We start from the raw sequence: 23073 nt of genomic DNA, 5'->3' as shown, positions 1-23073 counted from the left end.
CTGACATGACGACACAACATCACGTCACCGTTGGTGGCGCGCCCGAAGGGTTCGACGCCAAGCTGATCCTAGAGGAAATGGAGCGTTCAGGCGGTCCGGTTCTGCATATCGCGCGCGACGACAAGCGATTGGCAGCGATGCAGGCGGCGCTGGCCTTCTTTGGGCCTGATGTGCCTGTGGTGGTATTCCCCGGTTGGGATTGCTTGCCCTATGACCGTGTGTCGCCGAATGCCGACATCGCGGCGGCGCGGATGGCGACCTTGGCGGGGCTGGTGCATGGGATGCCAAAGCAGTTCGTCCTGTTGACGACGCTGAATGCGGCCACGCAACGGGTTCCCGCGCGCGAGGTTCTGAAAGACGCGGCGTTTCGCGCGCAGGTAAACTATCAGGTCAACGAAAAAGAGCTTCGCGAGTTTCTGGTACGGATGGGTTTTACCCAAGCGCCCACGGTGATGGAGCCCGGAGACTACGCGATCCGCGGTGGTATCATCGATATCTATCCTCCGGGCGAAGGCGGCCCCGTACGCCTCGATCTCTTCGGAGACGTTCTAGACGGCGCGCGTCGTTTTGATCCGGTATCGCAGCGTACAACGGAAACGCTGGATCTGGTGGAATTGGCGCCGGTGTCCGAAGTCATTCTGGATGAAGCGGCAATCACACGGTTCCGGCAGAATTATCGCATCGAGTTTGGGGCGGCTGGCACGGATGATCCTCTGTATGAGGCGGTGTCAGCAGGGCGCAAACATCAGGGGATTGAGCATTGGTTGCCGTTCTTTCATGAGCGGCTTGAGACCTTGTTCGACTATCTGCCAGAGGCGTCGATCAGCGTGGACGACCAATGCGAACCGTCGCGTCTGGCACGCTGGGACTCGGTCAGGGATCAATACGAAACCCGCGCCCATGCGTTGACGCAAAAGAACCGGTTGGACACGGTCTATAAACCTGTACCTGCAGAGTTGCTGTATATGGACGATGCGGCATGGATTGAGGCCGTTGGCGCGCGTCGGGTGCTGAACTTCAAGCCGCTCCCACAGGCGTCGGGGCCTGGCGCGATTGACAAGATGGCGCGGATAGGTCGGAATTTCTCGCCAGAGCGTCAGATGGAAAACGTGAGCCTTTTCAGTGCGCTTGCAGATCATATTAATGCAAAACTTCACAATGGACCGGTTGTTGTTGCGTCCTATTCCGAAGGTGCGCGGGAACGTCTGAGCGGCCTCATTGAAGACGAAGGCCTCGCCGAAACCATCGCCATCAAAGACGCCAAAGCCATTGGGAAATCCGGGCTCTATCTGGCTGTTTGGGCGCTGGAAAGCGGCTTTGAAGCCCCCGGTCTGACGGTGATTTCCGAACAAGACGTGCTGGGCGACCGCTTGATCCGCGCGCCCAAGAAACGGCGCAAGGCTGAGAATTTCCTGACCGAAACACAGTCGCTTAGTCCCGGTGATTTGGTCGTGCATGTGGATCACGGGATCGGCCGCTATCACGGGCTAGAGGTCATCACGGCGGCGGGCGCGGCGCATGAATGCATCAGCCTTGAATATGCCGAGAAGGCCAAGCTGTACCTACCGGTCGAGAACATCGAACTCTTGTCGAAATACGGCCATGACGAAGGGCTGCTGGACCGTCTTGGTGGCGGGGCCTGGCAAGCGAAGAAGGCTAAACTGAAAGAGCGCATCCGCGAAATGGCGGATAAGCTCATTCGCGTGGCCGCCGAGCGTGCCTTGCGCAAAGCGCCTATGCTCGAGGCACCGCATCACGCCTGGGAGGCTTTTTCCGCGCGCTTCCCTTATAGCGAGACCGAAGATCAGCTCAGCGCCATTGGCGATGTGATGGAGGATCTGGCCTCGGGTCTGCCGATGGATCGTTTGGTCTGTGGAGACGTGGGCTTTGGCAAAACCGAAGTCGCCATGCGCGCAGCCTTTGCGGCGGCGATGTCAGGCGTGCAGGTCGCAGTGATCGCGCCGACGACATTGCTGGCCCGACAGCATCTCAAGAGCTTTTCAGAACGCTTCAGGGGGTTCCCACTGGAAGTGCATGGGCTGTCGCGGTTTGTATCGGCGAAAGAGGCTGAGAAAACCCGCGATGGCATGTCGCGTGGGACCGTTGATATCGTGGTCGGCACCCATGCGTTGCTCGCGAAAAACATTAAATTCCAAAACCTTGGCCTGCTGATCGTCGACGAAGAGCAGCATTTCGGGGTGGCCCATAAAGAACGTCTGAAGCAACTGCGGTCTGACGTGCATGTTCTTACCCTGACCGCGACACCGATCCCTCGGACGTTGCAACTGAGCCTCTCTGGCGTGCGTGATCTGTCGATTATCGGCACGCCGCCTGTGGATCGTCTGGCGATCCGCACTTATGTCAGCGAGTTTGACGGCGTGACGATCCGCGAGGCTCTGTTGCGCGAACATTATCGGGGTGGGCAGTCCTTCTATGTGGTGCCTCGGATTTCTGATTTGCCCGAAATCGAAGAGTTCCTGAAAGAACAGCTGCCCGAGCTGACCTATGTGGTCGCCCACGGCCAAATGGCTGCCGGTGAGCTCGATGACCGCATGAACGCTTTCTATGACGGCAAATACGACGTGCTTTTGGCGACGACGATTGTGGAATCGGGCCTCGATATCCCGACGGCTAACACAATGGTCGTCCATCGCGCCGATATGTTTGGCCTCAGCCAGCTTTATCAGATTAGGGGCCGTGTAGGCCGCTCCAAGACCCGCGCCTATGCCTATCTGACGACGAAACCGCGCAAGCCTCTGACGCCGGCTGCCGAGAAACGTCTGCGCGTTCTTGGCTCGCTGGATACGCTCGGGGCCGGATTTACGCTGGCGTCTCAAGACCTTGATATCCGCGGGGCAGGGAACCTACTGGGTGAAGAACAATCTGGTCAGATGCGCGATGTAGGCTATGAGCTGTATCAGTCCATGCTCGAAGAGGCGATCGCCAAGATCCGCGCGGGTGAGATGGAAGGCCTGTCAGAGGTCGACGATCAATGGGCCCCGCAGATCAATTTGGGCGTGCCGGTTCTGATCCCCGAGGACTATGTGCCTGATCTGGACGTGCGCCTCGGGCTCTATCGCCGTCTGTCGAGCCTCACGAATAAAGTCGAGCTCGAAGGCTTTGCGGCGGAGCTTATCGACCGGTTTGGCAAGTTGCCGAACGAGGTGAACACGCTCTTGCTGGTCGTGCGCATTAAGGCGATGTGTAAACGGGCAGGGATCGCGAAGCTGGATGGCGGGCCAAAGGGCGCGACCATTCAGTTCCACAATGACAAGTTCGCCTCGCCCGAAGGTCTGGTGGCCTTTATCCAGGATCAGCGCGGCTTGGCGAAGATCAAGGACAACAAGATCGTCGTGCGCCGCGACTGGAAAAACAACCGCGACAAGATCCGCGGCGCCTTTGAAATCGCGCGGGATTTGGCGGTAAAGGCGAAGCCTAAAAAGAAGGCTTAGGCCTCATTCGCGGGTCTCGGACCTAACTTGAGCATCAAGGCGTAACTGACTGCCAAGCCTATGAGAGTTCCGATCAGGACGGCGCGTGGCGTGCCATCAAAGGCCAGCCCGATTGGTATCGCAAGGGCCGCGGCGAGGATTGTGGAAATGGCCCCATTCACCGAGGCCGCCAGGCCTGCGATATGGCCCATAGGTTCCATCGACAGCGCGGTAAGGTTTGGGAAAACGAAGCTCATCGAGAACATGAAGGATGTGGAGTAGATAAAGAACATCCAGATTGTCATGTTCTCGCTCAGCAGCAAGCCGAGCATTAGGATTGTCATGATCAGATGGCCCAAAACGGCGGATTTCACCAGCAATCGCATGCCATAGCGCAGCACCAGCCTTCCGTTCAAGAAATTGCCGGGAATGGCCAAAAGGGCAGAGCCTGCGAACCAATAGGGGAAGGTTTCGGCTGCGCCAAAGCTCTCGGCATAAATCGGCTGGACGGATGAAATCAGCGCAAAAAGTCCCGCGAAGGTCAGTGTTAGAACGGTGACCGAAAATCGAAAGACGCGGTTTGAGAGGCATTCGACAACCGCGTTGCCCATGGCGCGGGCCGATATGGGCACTCGATTTTCGCGCAGCAAGGTTTCGGGTTGCCGCGTGGCCAGCCATGTGCCGATGACGATAGCAAACAGAACGAAAGAAACGAAAATCGCGCGCCAATCGAAAGCGATCATGATCTGTTGGCCGATCAGAGGCGCGACGGCGGGGACGAGTACAAAGATCATCATGGAATATGAACTGATCGAGGCCATGCGTTCCCCGCTATAAAGGTCTCGGACCATGGCCAAAGCGGCAATGCGCGGGCCTGCAACGGCAAGGCCTTGGATCAGACGCCCGGCCAGCACCCATTCCAAAGTGGTCGAGGTCGCCGCCATCACAGAGCCCACAATATATAGCGCGTACCCTCCTAAGATCACAGGCTTTCTGCCAAAGGCGTCCGACAAAGGTCCCGCAAAGAACGTGCCGATGCCCATGCCCAAAACAAAGATGCCGACCACCAAAGTGGCGCGCTCCGGGTCAGCGGGGCTGAGTTCCTCGCCCATGACGGTCAATGCGGGCAGCATGGCGTCGATGGAAAAGGCGATGGTGGCGAAAAGCATTGCGGTCAACGCAATGAATTCCAATTCCGACAAGCGGCGTTGGTCAGTCACGGGGCGATCCTTTGGTTGACGACCGCGCCCTTGCAAATTCGTGCAACTCGACGCGTCGATGAGGCTAGACTACCCTAAAGATGCGTCGATGCAACCCACTCGTGCGATCTGTTCATTCAGCACCCTCGGCCTTCTCGCGCAGTTCTTTGATTACCTTCTGCCACAGTTCCGGTGGCTGAGCACCCGGGACAGCATGACGGCTGCCGACAATGAAGGTCGGCACAGAGTTCACACCCATTTCACGACTGTGAACGTCCCGGTCGCGGATGCTTTGCTTGTCCTCATCGCTTTTAAGAAGCCGTGTTACGACAGCGGCGTCCATTCCGGCATTGTCTGCGATGTCTGCGAGGGTTTCGATATCGCCAATATCGCGGCCTTCTTTGAAATAGGCTGAAAACAGAGCGTCTACGATCTCGTTTTGTTTGCCTTCAATGCCCGCCCAATGGATCAGGCGATGCGCGTTCACTGTGTTTGGCGTTTTCTGGATCGCAGCAAAGTCGATTTGGATGCCCGCGTCCTCGGCATGTTGCGCGATCTGGCCGTAAACACGGATCGCACCATCCTTACCGCCAAATTTACGTTCGAGATACTCGCGACGATCCATACCGTCCTCGGGCATGTCAGGATTGAGTTGAAACGGGTGCCATTCGATCACGAAAGGATGGTCTTCTTCGGCCGCAAGTGCCCGATCCAAATGGGTTTTCCCGATATAGCACCACGGGCAGATCGGATCAGACAGGACATCAAGTTTTATCGGTGCGGTCATTTTGGGCCTCAAAGGTTTGGCGCATCAGTTTGCGAGACAATTTGCCGTTTGGATTGGTCGGCAGTACGTCAACGCGTTGATAGATGCGGGGCTGTTTGTAGCTGGCTAAAAAGGAATTGGCAAAACGCTTTAAATCATCCTCAGTGATCTCTGACGCAGATGTGTAAAAGGCGGCAATGACGCGGGCGTCTTTGGCGATTTCGACGTCCGTGACGGCGATTTGCTCAATGTCTGGGTGCTGGCGAAGGGCGTCCTCGACTTCGAGAGGCGAGACGCGATAGCCGCCTGCGTTCATCATGTCATCCGCGCGGCCTAAGTAAGTAACATTGCCGTCCTGGTCCATTGATCCAAGGTCGCCGGTCACAAACCAATCGCCGCGGAATTTGGCGGCGGTGGCATCAGAGGCATTATGATAGCCCAGCATGAGGCCCGGATCGCCGCGATGCACGGCGATTTCGCCGGGGGAGTTGCGCGGGGCCGGGGTGTCGCCGTTTAGGATGGCGATGTGGCGGCCCTTTTGGGGGCGTCCGAGCGTGCCGGGTTTGCAAGGGTTTGCGGGGGATCCGGAAATAAAGGTCGAGCATTCTGACATGCCAAAAGCCTCATGCACATCGCAGCCCGTGGCGTCTTGCCAGGCTTTGCGCAGGTCCTCAGACAGCTTTTCTCCGGCGCAGAGACCATGGCGCAGGGTTAGGCTCGACAGGTTCGCCTTTTGCTTTAAAAGTTTTCTGTAAACGCCTGGAGCTGCTGCGAATATAGTTGCCTTGTGGTTTCGCAATAAATCTGGAATGTCGTCGATTTTGGTCTCTGGCGCGGGGATCAGACTTGTTGCGCCGACAGACCAAGGATCCATCAATCCGGTGCCCATGGTGAAGGTCCAATTGAAGGCCCCTGCGTGAAACACCCGGTCGCTGGCGCGCAGATCATACCAGTCAGAAATCATCATCCGCCGCGCCCAAATTGCACGATGTGCGTGGGCGACAGCCATGGGTTTTCCCGAGGTTCCAGAGGTGTAAACGATATAGCCAAGTCGGTTCGGATCGCCCATGTGAAACTGGATCGGATCTTGTGATGCCCTCGTTTCCGGCAAAGTGATGACGGGCGTCTCACACTTTGGCAAAGAGAGTTTCGGGTCTCTGACAATCGCTCTAGGGCGCAATTCTGTGATGATTTTCGCGATTTCCGCCTCTGTCAGCATCGGAGAGGTCGGCACAGGTACCGCGCCCAAGGCCAAAGCGGCCAAATAAGTGGCCGGAAACTCCAACGTATTGCCCAATCGCATGAGCAAAATGTCTCCGGGCACAATGAACGCTGTTTTAAACTCTACTATGATAGACTGAATTAGGTTGGATAATTCACTATAGGTCCAATTTTCATACCTAGTCCTATTTGCAATAATAAGCGCGGTTTTTGAATTTAGTTCATTTACGTGCTGTAGGACATGTGCTGCGTAGTTGAACGGCACAGGGCAGGGCGCGGGATCGCCTTGATGGAAAACAGAGGTCATATGCTCTGCTAGGCCATGGCACCCCTGCCGCACAAGCGCCTCAGCCTTGCAGTTTCGCGAACTGCGGCCTAGAAGCACCGTCATGAGTGACAAAGACCCCAAAAGCCTAATCCAAGTGGCCCGCGAAAATGGCGTTCAAGACGAACCAGAGCCATTAGATCTCGGCGCGCGCGTGCGCGAGCTGCGCAAGGCGCGGGATTGGACTCTGGAGCGGGCGGCAAATCAGGCCGGATTAGCGCGCTCGACTCTGTCCAAGATCGAAAACGGTCAGATGTCGCCGACCTATGACGCGCTGCGCAAGCTGGCCGAGGGTCTGCAGATCTCGGTGCCGCAGCTGTTCACGCCGCCAGAGCGTGATCAGATCAACGGGCGCATGTCTGTCAATAAGAACGGGCAGGGTGCGAAGCGGGCAACCACCACTTATGAGCATGAATTGCTGGCCGAGCAGCTCTCAAAGAAGCAGATGCTGCCATATAAGGCGCGGGTTCGGGCGCGGTCGGTCGAGGAATTTGATGGCTGGGTGCGTCATGATGGTGAAGAATTTCTGTACGTTCTAACCGGTGTGGTGAAGCTTTACACCGAGTTTTACGAGCCGATCGAAATGCGTCGCGGTGACAGCGCCTATTATGACGCGACCATGGGGCATAATGTGGTGTCGATCAGCCAAGAGGATGCGGAAATCCTTTGGGTGACGTCGCTAGTTTAACGCGTTTAGCGCCGATTTCAGATCGCCGTAGCCGGTGAACCGGTATTCAAATTCCAGCCCCAGACGGTCTGCGCATTCGGCGGCTTTGGCCTTTAGTGCTGGGTCTTCGATCTGCGCCTGATAGACCAGCTTTTCGTAATTGCCAAAGATCATGTCCCGCAGCTCTGGGTGTTTATCCAGCCCCATGGGTTTCATGATGAACGCATCAAATTGGCGGACGAGGAAATCGGTCAGGTAGAAGGACGTGAACTCGTTTTCTGAGAGTTCTGCAAAACGCTCGTTGCCCTCATAAAAGCTATAACAATGAGGGCCTTGCACCATTTCCACGCCCAACTCGTCGCAAGTGTTTTTCAAAATGCCACCGGTGCCGCAATCGGCGTAGACCACAAAGATCTGGGCGAAATCATCGCGTTTCTCCTCGACGATCCTACGCACTTCTGAGGGGATCTTTTCAGGATGCAGATGGTAGATTGCAGGCAGGCAGGTCAGAACCATATGGTCCCAGCCATTTGCCTTTTGCAGATCCAGAATCTCGCGCGCCAGGGCCCCGCAGGCAATGAGCAGAATGCGGCCCTTGGCGGCCTCGGCAGCCAAACCATCGCGGGTTAGGTCTTCGTCGCTCAAATCCATTCTACACCCATCAAATAAAACGGGCCCGCTTTGGTGAAAGCGAGCCCGGTAATTAAGGAATTTGGTCTCGCTTACGCGTTCAGCGCATTGTGCTTGCGGCCCATCATCTCTTTGGCGGTCTCAACAGCCACCGCCGCGTCACGGCAATAGGCGTCTGCGCCGATCGCTTTGCCGAACTCTTCGTTAAGCGGCGCGCCACCGACCAGAACCACATAGTCCTCACGGATGCCTTGCTCGACCATCGTGTCGATCACGACCTTCATGTAAGGCATGGTGGTGGTCAGCAGGGCGGACATGCCCAGGATGTCTGGTTTTTCCGCTTCAAGCGCTTCGAGATAGCTCTCGACTGCGTTGTTGATGCCCAGATCAACAACCTCAAAGCCTGCGCCTTCCATCATCATGCCGACAAGGTTCTTACCGATGTCGTGGATGTCGCCTTTCACAGTGCCGATGACCATCTTACCAACACGAGGCGCGCCGGTTTCAGCCAGCAAAGGCTTTAGGATCGCCATGCCGCCCTTCATCGCGTTTGCGGCCAGAAGAACTTCAGGCACAAACAGGATGCCATCGCGGAAGTCCGCACCAACGATGGTCATGCCACCGACCAAAGCTTTGGTCAGGATGTCATAGGGTTCCCATCCGCGCTCCAGCAGAATGTTGGTTCCCTCTTCGATTTCCTCTTTCAGGCCATCGTAGAGGTCATCAAACATCTGTTCGACAAGTTCTTCGTCGTCGAGTTCAGAGAGGATGATATCTTCTTCGTCGGACATAGGCTCTTCCTTAAGATTTGGCGTTGGCGCCCGTTTTCTTTCCGTCAGCTTTCGTGTGTTTCGCATGAATCGGCTGTCAAATATGCGACACTGACCGCGCTGAGTGCGACTTGTGCCGCCGAAAACGCCTGTTTTCAATCGAAATTCTTGCAGCATGATTATGAATTGCGTGTGTTCTTGTTTTGTTCTAGTTTGAGGCATGCCCCATGATCCTGATCTCTTGATAGACCCGCCCCGACGCCGCGCTCGCGGTGCTGTCAGCAACAGCTCGGGACGGTATGAAAAACTTGAACGATCCGAGGTACATGACGGCAGGGACATTGACGAAGAGCGTGGCGATTTCCGCACGCATTTGTCGTTTGAGACAGCAAAGACGATCATCACCCGCAATGCCTCGCCTGATCTTGGGTTTGACCGGTCGATCAACCCGTATCGCGGGTGTGAGCACGGCTGCGTCTATTGCTTCGCGCGCCCTACGCATGCGTATGCGGGCTATTCGCCGGGTCTCGATTTTGAGACCCGTTTGATTGCCAAACCGAATGCGGCGGAGCTGCTGGAGAAAGAGCTGCGCAATCGCCGATACGCGGTGGCCCCGATTGCGATTGGGACCAACACGGATCCCTATCAGCCCGTTGAGAAGAGCCAGCGCATTATGCGGGAGTGCCTGGAGGTCCTGCGGGACTTCAAGCACCCTGTCGGAATTGTCACCAAGGGCACATTGATTGAACGGGATCTGGATATTCTGCGAGGAATGGCCAGCGAGGGGTTGGTAAAGGTCGGGATCTCTGTGACGTCTTTGGATGTAAAGGTCAGCCGCTTGATGGAACCCCGCGCGCCGACGCCGGATCGGCGCTTGCGAATGATAGAAAAGCTGGCTTCAGAAGGCATTCCGGTGCGGTTGATGGTGTCGCCGGTCGTGCCGGGTCTGACCGATCATGAGGTGGAGCGGATCATCGGTGCCGGGGCCGCGGCTGGGGCGAAGGCGGTCAGCTGGATCATGTTGCGCCTGCCGCTTGAGGTGTCAGAGCTGTTTCAAGAGTGGCTTGCGACGCATTTCCCAGACCGCAAAGCCAAGGTCATGTCCCTGATCCGCGAGATGCATGGCGGGCAAGACTATTCCGCAGAGTGGGGCAAGCGGATGCGCGGCGAGGGCACTTATGCCCAAATGATCGCGCATCGTGTGGCGATTGCAATGCGGCGCACCGGATTGCCCAAAGAGCTGCCCCCGCTGCGATACGACCTGTTTGAACGGCCTATCGCTGCGGGGGATCAGCTGAGTTTGTTTTAAGCGCGGCGACGACGGCGGGACCGGCGGCCCTCATCAGCGCCTCCGGCGCCTTCTTCTGTGCCATCGCTGTCGGACGTAAAGGCGCCGACGGCTCCAACGATTTGCTCCAGGGACGGTCGCTCGCCACGTGGACGGTTTTCCAGAGCGTCGCGCATCGAGGACAGGTGCTCGGCCATGGTGCCACAGCATCCGCCGATGATCGTCGCACCCGCATCGCGCGCCAGAACGGCGTAATCCGCCATCAGTTCAGGTGTGCCATCATAGTGAATATGGCCGTCGTGGTATTTCGGAATACCCGCGTTCCCCTTTGAAATCACAGGACGTTCTGTGCCCTGAGCCGTAAAGCCCAGAACCGTGCGCAGGATATCGGCAGAGCCTGTGCCGCAGTTTGCGCCAAAGCCAATTGGCGGGTTCGGAAGGCCTTCGACCATGCTGACCATGGCTGCAGAGGTCACGCCCATCATGGTGCGTCCGGCGGTGTCAAAACTCATGGTGCCGCACCAGGGCATATCGGCCAGCGCAAAAGCTTCGGCGGCGGCTTTGAATTCTTCAGGGGCGGAAATGGTTTCCAGCCACAGCACATCTGCGCCACCTTCTTTCAGGCCCTCAGCTTGCTCGTGGAACATTTCGACCGCGTCCGCATGGCTAAGGTCGCCCACGGGCTGCATGATGTCACCGGTCGGGCCGACAGAGCCAGCAACCACAACCGTGCGGCCCGAGGCATCTGCGACCTCACGGCCGATCTCGGCGGATTTACGGGACAATTCGCGCGCGCGGTGGCCCGCATCGTGCAGTTTCAACCGCGACGCGTTGCCGCCAAAGGAATTGGTCAGAAAGATGTCGGACCCTGCGTCCACGGCCAGCGAGTAGAGTTTCTTGATGCGGTCAGGATGCTCATCATTCCAAAGCTCTGGCGCGTCGCCAGAGGTCAAACCCATGTTAAATAGGTTTGTGCCAGTCGCGCCGTCGGTCAAAAGCCAGTCGCGGGTCTCTAGGAGTTTAGAGAGGGCATTGGTCATGGGGTGAGTCCTTGAAAAAAATGTACCGCTCCTGATGCCATGAGGCGTCAGAAGCGGCAATTTCATTTTCTTCATCATGATTATGAAAGCGTTTCGATTCTAAGCGAAGGGAAGGGGGCGAAACGCTTTCAAATCAAGCGGCTACACGCATAGCCTGCACACGAGGTTTGGCCACGGGTTTCGCGTTTTTGATCGAGCGGATCAGGTCGAAAGCTGCGATCACCAACTGGGCTGGACCCGGGGCTGCCATATAAAGCGGCTGCCATGTAGGGTTGAAGCAATCTTTGAACTGACGCAGACCTTTGCCACCGGCTTTCTCGAAGTATTTCGTGCGCAGACGACCTTCGATAGAGGTGTTGTCCTTTGGCAGGACAGGGGCCGCGGCGAGGGAGACGTTTGGCACCTCTTCTTCGCGGGCCATTAGGATCGCCTCATTCACCATCAGATGCATTGTGCCATCTGGTGCACCCGGTGCGATACGCATCAGGTCCAGAGCCCATTCGTGGCCCGTGGTGTGGAAGGTGACAAAGCCAACCAGCTCGTCTTCTTTCCACGCCAGGAAGGTGCGCTGACGCTGGATATAGTCCTCTTCGAATTGGCCCATGGAGAGGCCCTTGGCGCCGCCATTGCGGGATTCCCATGCTTCAGAGACGCGCTTCATCTCGGCAAAAGGCAGGCCGGTGGATTGTTCAACAACCTGAACACCCTCTTTTTCCGCCTTCTTCAGTTTGCGACGCAGCTGACGGTAGGCAGAGCCTTCCATCGTGTGACCGGCTGGATCCACCATCGCCTCGTCAGAGACACGCAGCACGGCCCAGCCAGCCTTACGGGCTTTGATCGCGTGAGGTGCAGTGATTTTGTATTTGCACACGATGCGGTTCTGTTCGCGGGCAAAGGCGCGCAGATGTTTCGCAAAATCTTCGCCGTTGTGCACCGGATCAAAGATCGAGGTCAGGGTCTGACCGGTGCGCACAACACCGCAGGTGCCGCTTTTAAGGCTAACAATCGCGCCGCCGTTTTGACGGACCACACCCAGCTCTGCACGCGCCGTGTTTTTGGTGAGGGTTGTGTCGAGGCAAGAGACCTCGCGGTCGAACGCTTCGGTGCCCATTGCCATCGGACGCAGCAGGGTGACGCCAGCGATAATCGCAGGGATTGCATAATATACGACGCGGAAGGCAAGGATTGCTGCCATCAATTCGGCTTCAGGTGCGAATGGCAACAAAGCCAGCAAGGTGAGTTCAAACGGGCCAACGCCACCTGGGGTGCCGGACAACAGCGCCGCGCCCAGTGCCAGCATGTAGATCGGGAAAAGCTGAGCCACAGTCAGATCGATGACGCCCGCAGGCAGCAGAACCCACAGGGTTGCGGCCGCGAAAAGCGTGTCGATCAGGCAGAGCACCAGCATTGCGACCATGGCTTTTACGGTCGGCAGCTCTACGCGTTTGCCTTTGACGCGGATGCTTGGCTTGAAGAAGGACAGCGCCATGAGGCCTGCAGCCAGCATCAGCGCGCACATTGGAACGGACAGCGGAATGTCTGCCATTGGCGCAACAACGATGGCTGCAGAGGTTACGATCGCCCATGCAGACATGAAGCAAAGGGTGACAAAGGCTGTGATCTTGGCGGCTTTGACGACGCCCAGGCCTGACAGCATGCGCCAGCGCACGAAGCCGCCGACAACTGCGCCCATGCCCAGCGTCTGACCCAGCGCCACGGCGGAACCGCCTGTGATCGTGGCGCGACGGCCGGAGATACCTGTTTGGAAATGCCGATGCGCGACAACGTCATAGCGCGCAATGGCGAAAAAGCTGATTGCGGTAAAGACCATCGCAAGCGCCCATTGCCAGAGGCTCACAGATTTTACGGCCGCCCAAAGCGTGCCGAAGTCAATATCGCTGAGTTGATTATTTAGTGCCCAGAGGCACGCTGCGCCGATGCCCAGTGGCACAATGTGCCGCGCAAACTTAGGGGCGTTTTTCATCGCCTGTTTCATCTTCTGACCCTTCGCCTTAGCTCGTGTCCGTTGTCCGGACCGAATTTTATTTTTTGGTTGCCTAGCGCTTCTGCGCCTTAACCAGAATTAACGCGGAGAAAGTGGTCAGAATGTGTTCGCCCCGCGGTTGAGGTGTGACGATTTCGGTGTTTTTCAGTGCCGATGGGCCTTGTTTCTATGACAAAAACGGCGGCTCAAAATAAATATGAGATTGTTGGTATGAAAAACCCCGCCACAGAAATGGGCGGGGTTGGTAACCTTTTGGGCGAGTGGGTTAACCAATTAACTTTCAGAAAGCAGTTGGTCTTCCGCCATTTTGAGCGTCTCGGCGAGCTTGGCGCGGACCTCATCGGCGCTGGATTTATCGCCTAGATCGCCAGCGACCTTTCGGATCACATCCTCATTGCCGGCTTCTTCAAAGTCTGCCACCACGACGGTTTTGGCATAGGCCTCAGCCTCATCGCCAGATTTGCCAAGCAGTTCTGCAGCCCAGAGACCAAGCAGCTTGTTGGCGCGCGCTTCGGCTTTGAATTGCATTTCTTCGTCATGGGCGAATTTGGCTTCAAAGGCGGTTTCGCGATCGTCAAAAGTGCTCATTCAGGGTCTCCTCGTTAAAATTGTCCTGTGCCTATTAGATAGGCGAAAAACGCAATCACGCAACAGATGGGCGCATCTGCTTGCGAGATTTTCGCCCATGGCTTAAGAGGGCCGCAAGTTTGGGGACTCGCGCGCCCCATATTCATTTCTATTCCCGGGAAAGTCGTTCAATGGCACGTGGCAAGAAGATCTATGAAGGCAAGGCGAAGGTTCTTTATGAAGGCCCAGAGCCAGGCACCATCGTGCAATATTTCAAGGACGATGCAACCGCGTTTAATGCGGAAAAGAAAGACGTGATTGACGGCAAGGGCGTGCTGAACAACCGCCTGAGCGAGTATTTCATGGTGGGTTTGGGCCAGATCGGCGTGCCGACCCACTTCCTGAAACGTCTGAACATGCGTGAGCAACTGGTGCGCAACTGCGAGATCATTCCTTTGGAGGTCATCGTGCGCAACTTTGCGGCTGGCTCCATGTCCAAGCGTATGGGGATCGAAGAGGGCACCCAGCTGCCACGGCCTATTGTCGAGTATAGCTACAAAGACGACAGTCTTGGCGATCCGCTTGTGCCCGAAGAATATATCGCGGCCTTTGGCTGGGCGAGCCAGCAGGATATGGACGACATCGTCAGCATCGCTCTGCGCGTGAATGATTTCCTGTCGGGCGTCATGTATGGCGTCGGCATCAAGCTGATTGACTTTAAAATCGAGATCGGCCGGGTCTATGAGGGTGACTTCCAACGCCTGGTCGTAGCCGATGAGATCAGCCCCGACAGCTGCCGCCTCTGGGATATCGAGAGCGGGCAGAAGCTGGACAAGGATGTGTTCCGTCAGGATCTGGGCAATCTGACCGATGCCTATACCGAGGTCGCGCGCCGTCTGGGTGTGCTGCCGAAATCGGCACCTGTGAGCAAGCCGACCCTGATCAACTAAGCGAAGGCCCCGGCGAGACCGGGGCTTTTGAGTATTTTTGGCAAGATGAAAGAGCTGGAGACCAAAAAGATGAAAGCACGTGTCTATGTGATGCTGAAGAACGGCGTTTTGGACCCGCAGGGTGAGGCCGTGAAACACGCGCTGGGGTCTTTGGGCTTTGATGGCGTCGAAGGCGTGCGTCAGGGTAAAGTCATCGAGCTGGATTTGGCTGAGGGCAGCACAGAGGACACGGTCAACGAGATGTGTGAAAAGCTCTTGGCGAACACAGTGATCGAAAGCTACCGCGTGGAGATCCTCTGATGAAGGCGGCGGTTCTGGTTTTTCCGGGCTCTAACTGTGACCGCGATTTAGCGGTGGCATTGGAGCGCGCTGGGGCGGATGTCTCGATGGTTTGGCACAAGGAAACGGCTTTGCCTGAGGGGCTCGATTTTGTCGGCGTGCCGGGCGGGTTTTCCTATGGCGACTATCTTCGTTGTGGTGCGATCGCCGCGAATTCGCCGATCTGTCAGGCGGTTGTGAAACATGCTGAAGCCGGTGGCTTTGTGTTCGGCGTCTGTAACGGGTTTCAGATCCTGACCGAGACGGGGCTTTTGCCAGGCGCGCTGCGTCGCAACGCGGGTCTTAAGTACATCTGCCGCACGGTTGGTTTGAAGGTCGAGACGTCTGATACGGCGTTCACTGCGGGCTATACCGAGGGCGACGAGATCCAGATCCCGATTGCGCATCACGATGGCAATTACTTTGCCGACGATGAAACGCTGGCGCGTCTGCAGGGCGAGGGTCGTGTGGCCTTTACCTATACCGACAATCCAAACGGCTCTGTTGCGGATATCGCGGGTGTGCTTTCGGCCAACAAACGCGTGCTTGGCATGATGCCCCACCCGGAACGCGCCTCGGATGCAGGCCATGGCGGCACCGACGGATCGGCAATGTTCAGCGCATTGATGGAGCAAGTGGTCTCTGCTTGACTTGAGCTTGGCGTGGCTGCGGCGTAGCTTGGCAGCCATGAGCGGGAGTGAGACAGCCTTGGGTAAAATGCGCGGCATGCGCACGCTGAGTTGGCGTGTGCGTGCATTGCTTTTGGCCCTGGCGACTGTGGCGATTACGACCATTTGGGTCACCAACGCCTATCTGACGGACCGTTTTACAGAAACCACACGCAACCGCGCCGAGGTGCGGCTGGCGCTTTATTCGGGCAACCTTTTGGCCGAGCTGCGCCGCAGCGCGATTGTGCCTCAGTTGTTGGCGCGCGATCCGGCGTTGATCTCTGCGTTGCAGGGAGATGACTATTCCCAGACCACCGCGCGGCTGATTTCCTTTGTAGAGGAAATTGGGGCGGCGTCTTTGCTGATGCTGGATTCAGATGGGCGGATCGTGGCCGCAACCGATCGCAATCGGCTGGGCGAGAACCTCAAGCCGACGCAGACCTATGTGGACGCGATGCGCAGCAATGTGACTGTGTTTACGGTCGAGCCCCGTGAGGCGGCTGGCTATTACTTTGCCTATTCGCGGCGGGTCGAGATGCAGAATGCGGTGCTTGGCGTCATCGTCGTTGAGGTGGATCTGCAGAAGTTCGAGCGGGCCTGGGCGGGGATTTCGGATGCAGTTTTGGTCACGGATTCCGAAGGCACGATTTTGCTGGCAACAGAGCCGCGATGGCGCGGGTTGACGGAAGAGGCGGCCTTGCAGCGACAGCCGCCTCAAGGGGCCATTCAGCGCGCCATTCAGGCGACCTCGGATTGGACGGCTTTGCCTGCGGATGCCTACGTTCAAGGCGAGGCTGTGTTGCGCAAGGATGCGCGTATTCCGTTCCGGGGCTGGCAGATCGCGAGCTTCACCACCTATGCCGGTGTGCGCGAGCGGGTGAACGGCGTTCTGGCGCTCGAGATCATGGGATTCGCGATCCTTATGGCCGCGGCCTTCTATTTGCTGAGCCGGCGCTCCTTTCAGAAAGTCGCTCTGTTTCAGCGTGAATCGGCGAGCCTTCGCGCATTGAATCATCGCTTGCAGCGGGAAATCGCCGAACGCGAACGCATGCAACAGAGCCTTGAGGTGGCTGAACAATCGCTGGCTCAGAGCTCGAAACTGGCCGCTTTGGGCGAGATGTCAGCGGCCGTATCGCACGAGTTGAACCAGCCGCTGGCCGCGATGAAAACCTATCTGGCGGGGGCGCGATTGTTGGTTAATCGGAACCGTCCCGACGAGGCGCTGTCGAGTTTCAAACGCATCGATGATTTGATCGAGCGGATGGGGGCCATCACCAAGCAGCTCAAGAGCTATGCGCGAAAGGCAGGAGACGAGTTTACCCCTGTGGAATTGGGCGAAGCGCTGGCCTCAGCGCTCGCGCTGATGGAGCCGCAACTGCGCCAAAGACAAATAAAAATTCGCCGTGTGCTGCCTGATGAACCGGTCAATGTCTTGGGTGATCGGATGCGGATTGAGCAGGTGATGATCAACCTTTTGAGGAATGCTCTGGATGCCACCCAAGCCAGTGATGATCCCGAGATCGAGGTGATCCTTGCCAAGGGGGAAACCGCGAGCCTCATGGTGCGCGACAATGGGCCGGGGATTGAGAACCTGAATGATCTGTTTGAACCCTTCTACACCACCAAGAAGCCCGGTGACGGTGTTGGGCTGGGGCTTGCCATTTCCTCGGGCATCGTGAACGACCTTGGGGGACGGTTGATGGCAAGAAACGGCCAGGACGGGGGGGCTGTATTTGAAATGCAGATCCCTATCTTAAACCAAGATATCGAAGCAGCAGAATAGGCTTAGACGAAATATGGCTCAGGCAATGAAGATCGCGATTGTGGATGACGAACGGGATATGCGTCAGTCCATCAGCCAATGGTTGGCGCTGTCGGGCTATGACACCGAGACCTTCGCGAGTGCCGAGGACGCGCTGAAAACGCTGGGGCCGGAATATCCGGGGATTGTGATTTCCGACATCAAGATGCCGGGCATGGACGGGATGCAGTTTCTGAAAAAGCTGATGGGCTCGGATAGCGCTTTGCCGGTGATTATGATCACAGGGCACGGCGATGTGCCTATGGCAGTTGAGGCGATGCGCGTCGGCGCGTTTGATTTTCTGGAGAAGCCGTTCAATCCGGATCGTATGAGTCAGCTTGCGAAAAAGGCCTCCAATGCGCGTCGGCTGGTGCTGGACAACCGCGCCTTGCGCAAGGAACTTTCTGACGGGGCGCAGCTGATCAAAAAGCTCGTTGGCTCGTCGCCTGTGATGACGCGGCTTAAGGAAGATATCCTGGATCTGGGCCAGGCCGATGGGCATGTGCTGATTGATGGCGAGACCGGCACGGGCAAGACTTTAGTGGCGCATGCGTTGCATGCGGTTGGGTCGCGCGCCGGTAAGAAATTCGTATTGGTAAGCTGTTCTGCACTCGAAGAAGACGCGCTGACCAAACGCCTCTTTGGGCCGATGTTGCCTGAGGACAGCCAACTGCCCGCAATTGAGGAAGCGCGGGGCGGGACGCTTGTATTGGAAGATATTGAAGCGCTGTCAGATACTTTGCAGGCGCGCTTGCTGAGCGCGATCAACGAGCAGGGGACCCCGGCGGAGACGCGTATCATTGCGATCTGCAACCTGCAGGAGCAAAACCGCACCTGCGAGGACGCGCTCCGTCGGGATCTTTTCTATCGGCTGGCGGCCTTGCGGATCACGGTGCCTCCGCTCAGGCAACGGGGCGAAGACATCCTGACGCTGTTCACGCGCCAGTCCGAACAGTTTGCCGAAGAATATGGCTGTGAGACGCCGAAAGTCTCCGCGCAAGAGGCAGCGCAACTGTTGCAGGCGCCTTGGCCTGGCAATGTGCGTCAGCTGATCAATCTGGCGGAACGCGCGGTGCTGCAGTCGCGGCGGGGCGGGGGCACGATTGCGTCTCTGTTGATGAACGACCACGAGGAAATGCAGCCGGTGATGACCACCGAAGGAAAGCCGTTGAAGGAATACGTCGAGGCCTTTGAACGCATGTTGATCGACAACACCATGCGGCGTCATCGCGGATCAATTGCCTCTGTCATGGAAGAGCTTTGTCTGCCGCGTCGAACGCTGAATGAGAAGATGGCAAAATACGGCCTCGCGCGAGCGGATTACCTGTAAAAAACCACAAGAACCGTGAAGACTGTCTTTGCGCTGTTACATAAGTCTGGCAAGGCGCAGCTCTGATTGACAGACAGGACGATCCAATGACCAAACCCGCCGCTTTTTTGTTTGATATGGATGGGTTGCTCTTGGATACCGAGCGGCTGTTCCTTCAGTCGTTTCTGAAATTGACGGGGCAGATTGGCATCCCGAGCATGGTTGCTAAGCCGTTCTTTATGACGTTGGTTGGAACCAGTTCTAAAACAACGTCAATTCGTTTGGCCGAACTGCTGCCCCGGGGCGTAGACCCGCGAGCCTTTGAGACCAAGTGGCGCGACATGCATGCCCAAAATGTATCTAAAGGCGTGCCGCTGAAACCTTATGTAAAAGACGTGCTCGACAGTCTTGCCGATCAACAGGCGCGCATGGCCGTTGTGACCTCGACCTACGGAGAACCGGCACGGCATCACCTGCAGCACGCGGGGATTTTTGAGTATTTTGAGCAGGTGAAAGCCGGGGATGAGGTCTCTGCCAATAAGCCGGATCCAGCGCCCTATCGTGAGGCGGCTGAGGCTCTGGGTGTAGATCCCAAAGACTGTGTGGCCTTTGAGGATAGCGATCTTGGGACGCAGGCGGCGGTGGCTGCGGGGTGCCTGACGTATCAAATTCCTGATCTGCGCCCTGCGGGCAAAGCGCTGCCTGACTTGGGGCAAAAGGTGCGGCCAAACCTGCGCGCGGCGCTGATAGACCTAGGGTTGATTGCCGAAACCACGGTTTAACGGGCCATTTGTCGCATTTGGCATTGTAATTCCGCAAACCCTCGTCTTAAGTAGAGGTGGCGGCCTCCGTTTTTTGGCGAGGCTGACTGAGAGTTTCTCTGACCGAAAACGCAGGGGCGACAGATACGCCGCGTTTTCCTTCAGTTTGAATATGCCCTTTGGGGCAAAAGAACTGCCCGGATGATAAAAAGCTCTGGGCCTGTAATTGGCACCAACGCAATGTCGGTGTCGGAGAAGAACCGCGATGAAGCGCGCGACAGATATGAGATCCCGAGCAGAGGCCGCACGCGGCCCCCTTGGTGATGTGCTGCGCGACGCGAGACCCATCGCCACTACAAGACACCCTGCAACACGCTCTGCGCCGCCTGGAATAAATCCGGGCGCAGGTTTGCGTGATTCCGGGTGCACACGGAAAACATGGCTAAGAAAATGCTCATCGATGCCACCCACGCGGAGGAAACCCGCGTCGTGGTGGTCGACGGAAACAAGGTCGAGGAGTTCGACTTTGAATCCGAAAATAAACGCCAGCTTGCTGGCAACATCTATCTCGCAAAAGTAACACGGGTCGAGCCGTCCTTGCAGGCGGCCTTTGTGGACTACGGTGGCAATCGCCACGGGTTTTTTGGCCTTCTCGAAATCCATCCGGACTATTATCAGATCCCGGTTGCTGATCGTGAAGCGCTGATGGAAGAAGAGCGCGCCTATGCCGAAGCGATGCGCGCACGCGACGAAGAAGACGAAAAGCCCAAACCAAAACGCAGCCGCCGGTCTAAGGCGAAGGCCTCGGATAAACCTGCGGAAGAGACGGCTGAGAGTGATGCGGTCGCAACCGATGAGATCTCCGGCATGGAGACCATCGATCTGGGCGATGACACGGTTGAGGCCGAAGAGGCCCCCGAGGTTGTTGAAGAAGAGGCTCCAAAGCCGAAAAAGCCGCGCGCCCGTCGTCCTCGGAAGAAAAAAGAGGATGTGACGGCTGAGGAAGCTGCCGAGGCACCGGCTGAAGGTGATGCGCCCGCTTCTGAAGAGGCGAGCACAGACGCTACAGGGGCGCCTGCCCAAGACGTGGCCGAAGCACCTGCCGAGGACGTGAAATCCGACGACAGCGATGGTGATGACAAAACCATGGCAATGTCGACGGACAATGATGGCGATGCCGTTGCCACTAAAGACGTCGAGACCGGCGAAGAGACCGAAGAAGACAGCGCCGCGCCAGAGGCCGCGTCTGATGAGGAGGCCGATGAGGCTACCACAGAAGAAGTGTCCGATGAGACGTCTCAGGATGACGCCTCTGATGACGAGGAAGAAGAGGGCGGCAAGAAACGCAGCTCTCGGTCACGCAGCCGGCGCAAGCGCGCGAAGGCATCCGAGAAGGATTCCTCAATCGAGGATGTGGCAGATGACGACGATCAGGACGACATTCGTCCTCCGCGCAAGCCGCGTCCACGTCGTTATAAAATTCAAGAAGTCATCAAGGTCCGTCAGATCCTGCTGGTGCAAGTGGTCAAAGAAGAGCGCGGCAACAAAGGCGCGGCTCTGACCACATACCTAAGCCTTGCGGGTCGCTATTGCGTTTTGATGCCAAACACCGCGCGTGGTGGCGGGATCAGCCGCAAGATCACCAATGTGGCGGATCGCAAAAAGCTCAAGGAAATCGCGCAAGAGATCGACGTGCCGCAAGGCGCGGGTCTGATCATTCGGACCGCAGGGGCGCAGCGCACCAAGTCCGAGGTCAAGCGTGACTATGAGTACCTGCAACGTATGTGGGAGCAGATCCGCGAGCTGACGCTGAAATCCATCGCGCCGGCCAAGATCTATGAAGAGGGCGATCTGATCAAACGCTCGATCCGCGATCTGTATTCTCGTGAGATCGATGAAGTGATGGTCGAGGGCGAGCGCGGCTACCGCATCGCCAAAGACTTCATGAAAATGATCATGCCGTCGCATGCGAAAAACGTGAAGCAATACCAAGACAGCCTGCCGCTTTTTGCGCGCTATCAGGGGAAAGCTACCTGTCGGGCATGTTCAACCCGACGGTGCAGCTGAAATCCGGTGGCTACATCGTGATCGGCGTGACTGAGGCGCTTGTCGCTGTCGACGTGAACTCGGGTCGCGCCACCAAAGAAGGCTCGATTGAAGAAACCGCGCTTAAGACCAACCTTGAGGCCGCCGAAGAGGTGGCCCGCCAGTTGCGACTGCGTGACCTTGCAGGTCTGATCGTCATCGACTTCATCGATATGGACGAGCGCAAGAACAACAACGCAGTTGAGAAGCGTCTGAAAGATAAGCTGAAAACGGATCGCGCGCGCATTCAGGTGGGCCGGATTTCGGGCTTTGGTCTCTTGGAAATGTCGCGTCAGCGTCTGCGTCCTGGCATGATCGAAGCGACCACTCAGCCCTGTCCGCATTGTCATGGCACGGGTCTTATCCGCTCGGATGACAACCTCGCGCTGACCATCCTGCGTCAGATCGAAGAGGAAGGCACCCGTCGTCGCTCTCGTGAGGTGCTGGTCAAAGCGCCGGTTGGTATCGTGAACTACATCATGAACCAGAAGCGCGAGCATGTGGCGCAGATCGAAGCGCGCTATGGGCTGTCGGTGCGGATTGAAGCGGATCCTGCACTGATTTCACCTGATTTCACACTCGAGAAACTGAAAACGGCCACTCGCGTGGTTCCAGAGCCCTCGGAGTCAGTGGTGTCGGCCGATGCGTCTTTGATGGATGCAATCGACGAGGATATCGAAGACGCGGAAATCGTCGAAGAAACCCAAGAGGACGAAGAGGCCAAGCCCAAGAAGCGTCGCCGTCGTCGTCGTCGCCGGAAGCCTAAAGGCGAGGGTTCTGATGGTGCGTCAGACGAAAACGGATCTGACGAAAATGGCGCGGATGAGGCGACTGAGGCTGGCGAAGAGACGCCGGCTGGAGGCGACGATGCAGCACCCGCGGAAGAGGCAAAGGACGAAGAAGCGCCGAAGCCAAAACCGCGCAGCTCGCGCAGCCGTAAGAAGAAAGCAGAACCTGTTGTTGCGGAAGAAACTGCGGAAGCGCCTGCTGAAGACGCAGCGGACATTCCAGCTGAGGAGGCGAGCGAAGCTCCTGCTGAGGCGCCAAATGAACCGGTTGCCGAAGCAGCCGAGGAAGCGCCCACGGAAGACGCGGTTGCGGAAGAGCCTGTTGCCGAAGAGCCTGCGCCTGCTGAAGCAGAGCCAGTCGCAGAGGTGGCCGAGGCCCCAGCGGCAGAGCCCGCACAAGATGAACCCGCCAAGCCGAAACGGCGCGGCTGGTGGTCGATGGGCCGATAAGAAAATTTAGAAACGCCGGGTGTCTCGCCCGGCG

The 23073-nt window shown here is 57.3% G+C and carries 18 protein-coding genes and 1 pseudogene; 11 read left to right on the top strand and 8 right to left on the bottom strand.

Annotated elements, in window-relative coordinates; translation table 11 throughout:
- Nucleotides 1-5: 5 nt before the first annotated feature.
- Complete coding sequence (mfd, locus tag HZ995_RS14965; RefSeq protein ID WP_209356452.1) at nucleotides 6-3452, top strand: transcription-repair coupling factor; 3447 nt, start codon at nucleotides 6-8, stop codon at nucleotides 3450-3452.
- On the opposite strand, the gene HZ995_RS14960 is transcribed toward mfd, so the two are convergent.
- The 3 genes from HZ995_RS14960 to HZ995_RS14950 form a co-directional block, all read right to left on the bottom strand.
- Entirely contained in the window at nucleotides 3449-4651 is a 1203-nt protein-coding gene (locus HZ995_RS14960; RefSeq protein ID WP_245168685.1) for a multidrug effflux MFS transporter, read from the bottom strand. The two genes, mfd and HZ995_RS14960, sit on opposite strands and share 4 nt — an antisense overlap.
- A gap of 112 nt (nucleotides 4652-4763) precedes the next feature.
- Complete coding sequence (locus HZ995_RS14955; protein ID WP_209356451.1) at nucleotides 4764-5417, bottom strand: DsbA family oxidoreductase; 654 nt, start codon at nucleotides 5415-5417, stop codon at nucleotides 4764-4766.
- Nucleotides 5395-6924, bottom strand: a complete 1530-nt coding sequence (locus tag HZ995_RS14950; protein WP_209356450.1) for a class I adenylate-forming enzyme family protein — start codon at nucleotides 6922-6924, stop codon at nucleotides 5395-5397. The genes HZ995_RS14955 and HZ995_RS14950 overlap by 23 nt, the downstream gene beginning before the upstream one ends.
- 82 nt (nucleotides 6925-7006) lie before the next feature.
- Here HZ995_RS14950 and HZ995_RS14945 point away from each other — a divergent pair, with 82 nt between their 5' ends.
- Nucleotides 7007-7630: a helix-turn-helix domain-containing protein gene (locus HZ995_RS14945; protein ID WP_209356449.1), complete on the top strand. Its 624-nt coding sequence runs from the start codon at nucleotides 7007-7009 to the stop codon at nucleotides 7628-7630.
- Here HZ995_RS14945 and HZ995_RS14940 read toward each other — a convergent pair.
- Both HZ995_RS14940 and HZ995_RS14935 read right to left on the bottom strand, forming a co-directional pair.
- The gene (locus tag HZ995_RS14940) at nucleotides 7622-8260 is read right to left on the bottom strand and encodes a DUF1638 domain-containing protein (protein ID WP_209356448.1); all 639 of its coding nucleotides are present in this window, start codon (nucleotides 8258-8260) and stop codon (nucleotides 7622-7624) included. The genes HZ995_RS14945 and HZ995_RS14940 overlap by 9 nt on opposite strands.
- Before the next feature lie 71 nt (nucleotides 8261-8331).
- Nucleotides 8332-9030 carry a corrinoid protein gene (locus HZ995_RS14935; protein ID WP_209356447.1) on the bottom strand — a complete coding sequence of 233 codons (699 nt, stop codon included), beginning with the start codon at nucleotides 9028-9030 and terminating at the stop codon, nucleotides 8332-8334.
- Nucleotides 9031-9229: 199 nt separating this feature from the next.
- Here HZ995_RS14935 and HZ995_RS14930 point away from each other — a divergent pair, with 199 nt between their 5' ends.
- Complete coding sequence (locus HZ995_RS14930; RefSeq protein ID WP_209356446.1) at nucleotides 9230-10318, top strand: PA0069 family radical SAM protein; 1089 nt, start codon at nucleotides 9230-9232, stop codon at nucleotides 10316-10318.
- On the opposite strand, the gene bmt is transcribed toward HZ995_RS14930, so the two are convergent.
- The 3 genes from bmt to HZ995_RS14915 form a co-directional block, all read right to left on the bottom strand.
- Entirely contained in the window at nucleotides 10315-11337 is a 1023-nt protein-coding gene (gene bmt / locus HZ995_RS14925) for a betaine--homocysteine S-methyltransferase (protein ID WP_209356445.1), read from the bottom strand. The genes HZ995_RS14930 and bmt overlap by 4 nt on opposite strands.
- Nucleotides 11338-11470: 133 nt before the next feature.
- Nucleotides 11471-13321, bottom strand: a complete 1851-nt coding sequence (locus HZ995_RS14920) for a bifunctional lysylphosphatidylglycerol flippase/synthetase MprF (protein WP_209356444.1) — start codon at nucleotides 13319-13321, stop codon at nucleotides 11471-11473.
- A 294-nt stretch (nucleotides 13322-13615) separates the two neighbouring features.
- On the bottom strand, nucleotides 13616-13930 hold the full coding sequence (locus HZ995_RS14915) for a DUF1476 domain-containing protein (protein WP_209356443.1): 315 nt from the start codon (nucleotides 13928-13930) through the stop codon (nucleotides 13616-13618).
- A 170-nt stretch (nucleotides 13931-14100) separates the two neighbouring features.
- Between HZ995_RS14915 and purC the strand changes: the two genes are divergently transcribed.
- From purC to HZ995_RS16225, 8 genes and pseudogenes are all read left to right on the top strand, one after another.
- A complete protein-coding gene (purC, locus tag HZ995_RS14910; protein WP_209356442.1) occupies nucleotides 14101-14859 on the top strand; it encodes a phosphoribosylaminoimidazolesuccinocarboxamide synthase in 759 nt (252 codons plus the stop codon).
- Nucleotides 14860-14928: 69 nt separating this feature from the next.
- Nucleotides 14929-15159, top strand: a complete 231-nt coding sequence (gene purS / locus HZ995_RS14905) for a phosphoribosylformylglycinamidine synthase subunit PurS (protein ID WP_209356441.1) — start codon at nucleotides 14929-14931, stop codon at nucleotides 15157-15159.
- Entirely contained in the window at nucleotides 15159-15827 is a 669-nt protein-coding gene (gene purQ, locus HZ995_RS14900; protein WP_209356440.1) for a phosphoribosylformylglycinamidine synthase subunit PurQ, read from the top strand. Before purS ends, purQ begins: the two co-directional genes overlap by 1 nt.
- 37 nt (nucleotides 15828-15864) lie before the next feature.
- A complete protein-coding gene (locus HZ995_RS14895) occupies nucleotides 15865-17628 on the top strand; it encodes a sensor histidine kinase (RefSeq protein WP_209356439.1) in 1764 nt (587 codons plus the stop codon).
- A 13-nt stretch (nucleotides 17629-17641) separates the two neighbouring features.
- A complete protein-coding gene (locus HZ995_RS14890) occupies nucleotides 17642-18976 on the top strand; it encodes a sigma-54-dependent transcriptional regulator (protein WP_209356438.1) in 1335 nt (444 codons plus the stop codon).
- 86 nt (nucleotides 18977-19062) lie between these two features.
- Complete coding sequence (locus HZ995_RS14885; protein ID WP_209356437.1) at nucleotides 19063-19737, top strand: HAD family hydrolase; 675 nt, start codon at nucleotides 19063-19065, stop codon at nucleotides 19735-19737.
- Between the two features lie 417 nt (nucleotides 19738-20154).
- Nucleotides 20155-22040, top strand: a pseudogene (locus HZ995_RS16160) (Rne/Rng family ribonuclease); the annotation flags it as partial.
- Between the two features lie 45 nt (nucleotides 22041-22085).
- Nucleotides 22086-23039 carry a hypothetical protein gene (locus HZ995_RS16225; protein WP_432417994.1) on the top strand — a complete coding sequence of 318 codons (954 nt, stop codon included), beginning with the start codon at nucleotides 22086-22088 and terminating at the stop codon, nucleotides 23037-23039.
- The last annotated feature ends 34 nt before the right edge of the window (nucleotides 23040-23073 follow it).

It is taken from the genome of Cognatishimia activa, assembly GCF_017798205.1.
Taxonomy (GTDB): Bacteria; Pseudomonadota; Alphaproteobacteria; order Rhodobacterales; family Rhodobacteraceae; genus Cognatishimia; species Cognatishimia activa_A.
The sequence above is the reverse complement of the archived record's forward strand: the minus strand, read 5'-3'. Positions and strand labels throughout refer to the sequence as shown.

Bases quoted from the DNA above. Each gene is read 5' to 3' on its own strand.
- mfd (WP_209356452.1), top strand. From the start codon at position 6: ATGACGACACAACATCACGTCACCGTTGGTGGCGCGCCCGAAGGGTTC.
- HZ995_RS14955 (WP_209356451.1), bottom strand. From the start codon at position 5,417: ATGACCGCACCGATAAAACTTGATGTCCTGTCTGATCCGATCTGCCCG.
- HZ995_RS14950 (WP_209356450.1), bottom strand. From the start codon at position 6,924: ATGACCTCTGTTTTCCATCAAGGCGATCCCGCGCCCTGCCCTGTGCCG.
- HZ995_RS14945 (WP_209356449.1), top strand. From the start codon at position 7,007: ATGAGTGACAAAGACCCCAAAAGCCTAATCCAAGTGGCCCGCGAAAAT.
- HZ995_RS14940 (WP_209356448.1), bottom strand. From the start codon at position 8,260: ATGGATTTGAGCGACGAAGACCTAACCCGCGATGGTTTGGCTGCCGAG.
- HZ995_RS14935 (WP_209356447.1), bottom strand. From the start codon at position 9,030: ATGTCCGACGAAGAAGATATCATCCTCTCTGAACTCGACGACGAAGAA.
- HZ995_RS14930 (WP_209356446.1), top strand. From the start codon at position 9,230: ATGCCCCATGATCCTGATCTCTTGATAGACCCGCCCCGACGCCGCGCT.
- bmt (WP_209356445.1), bottom strand. From the start codon at position 11,337: ATGACCAATGCCCTCTCTAAACTCCTAGAGACCCGCGACTGGCTTTTG.
- HZ995_RS14920 (WP_209356444.1), bottom strand. From the start codon at position 13,321: ATGAAAAACGCCCCTAAGTTTGCGCGGCACATTGTGCCACTGGGCATC.
- HZ995_RS14915 (WP_209356443.1), bottom strand. From the start codon at position 13,930: ATGAGCACTTTTGACGATCGCGAAACCGCCTTTGAAGCCAAATTCGCC.
- purC (WP_209356442.1), top strand. From the start codon at position 14,101: ATGGCACGTGGCAAGAAGATCTATGAAGGCAAGGCGAAGGTTCTTTAT.
- purS (WP_209356441.1), top strand. From the start codon at position 14,929: ATGAAAGCACGTGTCTATGTGATGCTGAAGAACGGCGTTTTGGACCCG.
- purQ (WP_209356440.1), top strand. From the start codon at position 15,159: ATGAAGGCGGCGGTTCTGGTTTTTCCGGGCTCTAACTGTGACCGCGAT.
- HZ995_RS14895 (WP_209356439.1), top strand. From the start codon at position 15,865: ATGAGCGGGAGTGAGACAGCCTTGGGTAAAATGCGCGGCATGCGCACG.
- HZ995_RS14890 (WP_209356438.1), top strand. From the start codon at position 17,642: ATGGCTCAGGCAATGAAGATCGCGATTGTGGATGACGAACGGGATATG.
- HZ995_RS14885 (WP_209356437.1), top strand. From the start codon at position 19,063: ATGACCAAACCCGCCGCTTTTTTGTTTGATATGGATGGGTTGCTCTTG.
- HZ995_RS16225 (WP_432417994.1), top strand. From the start codon at position 22,086: ATGTCGCGTCAGCGTCTGCGTCCTGGCATGATCGAAGCGACCACTCAG.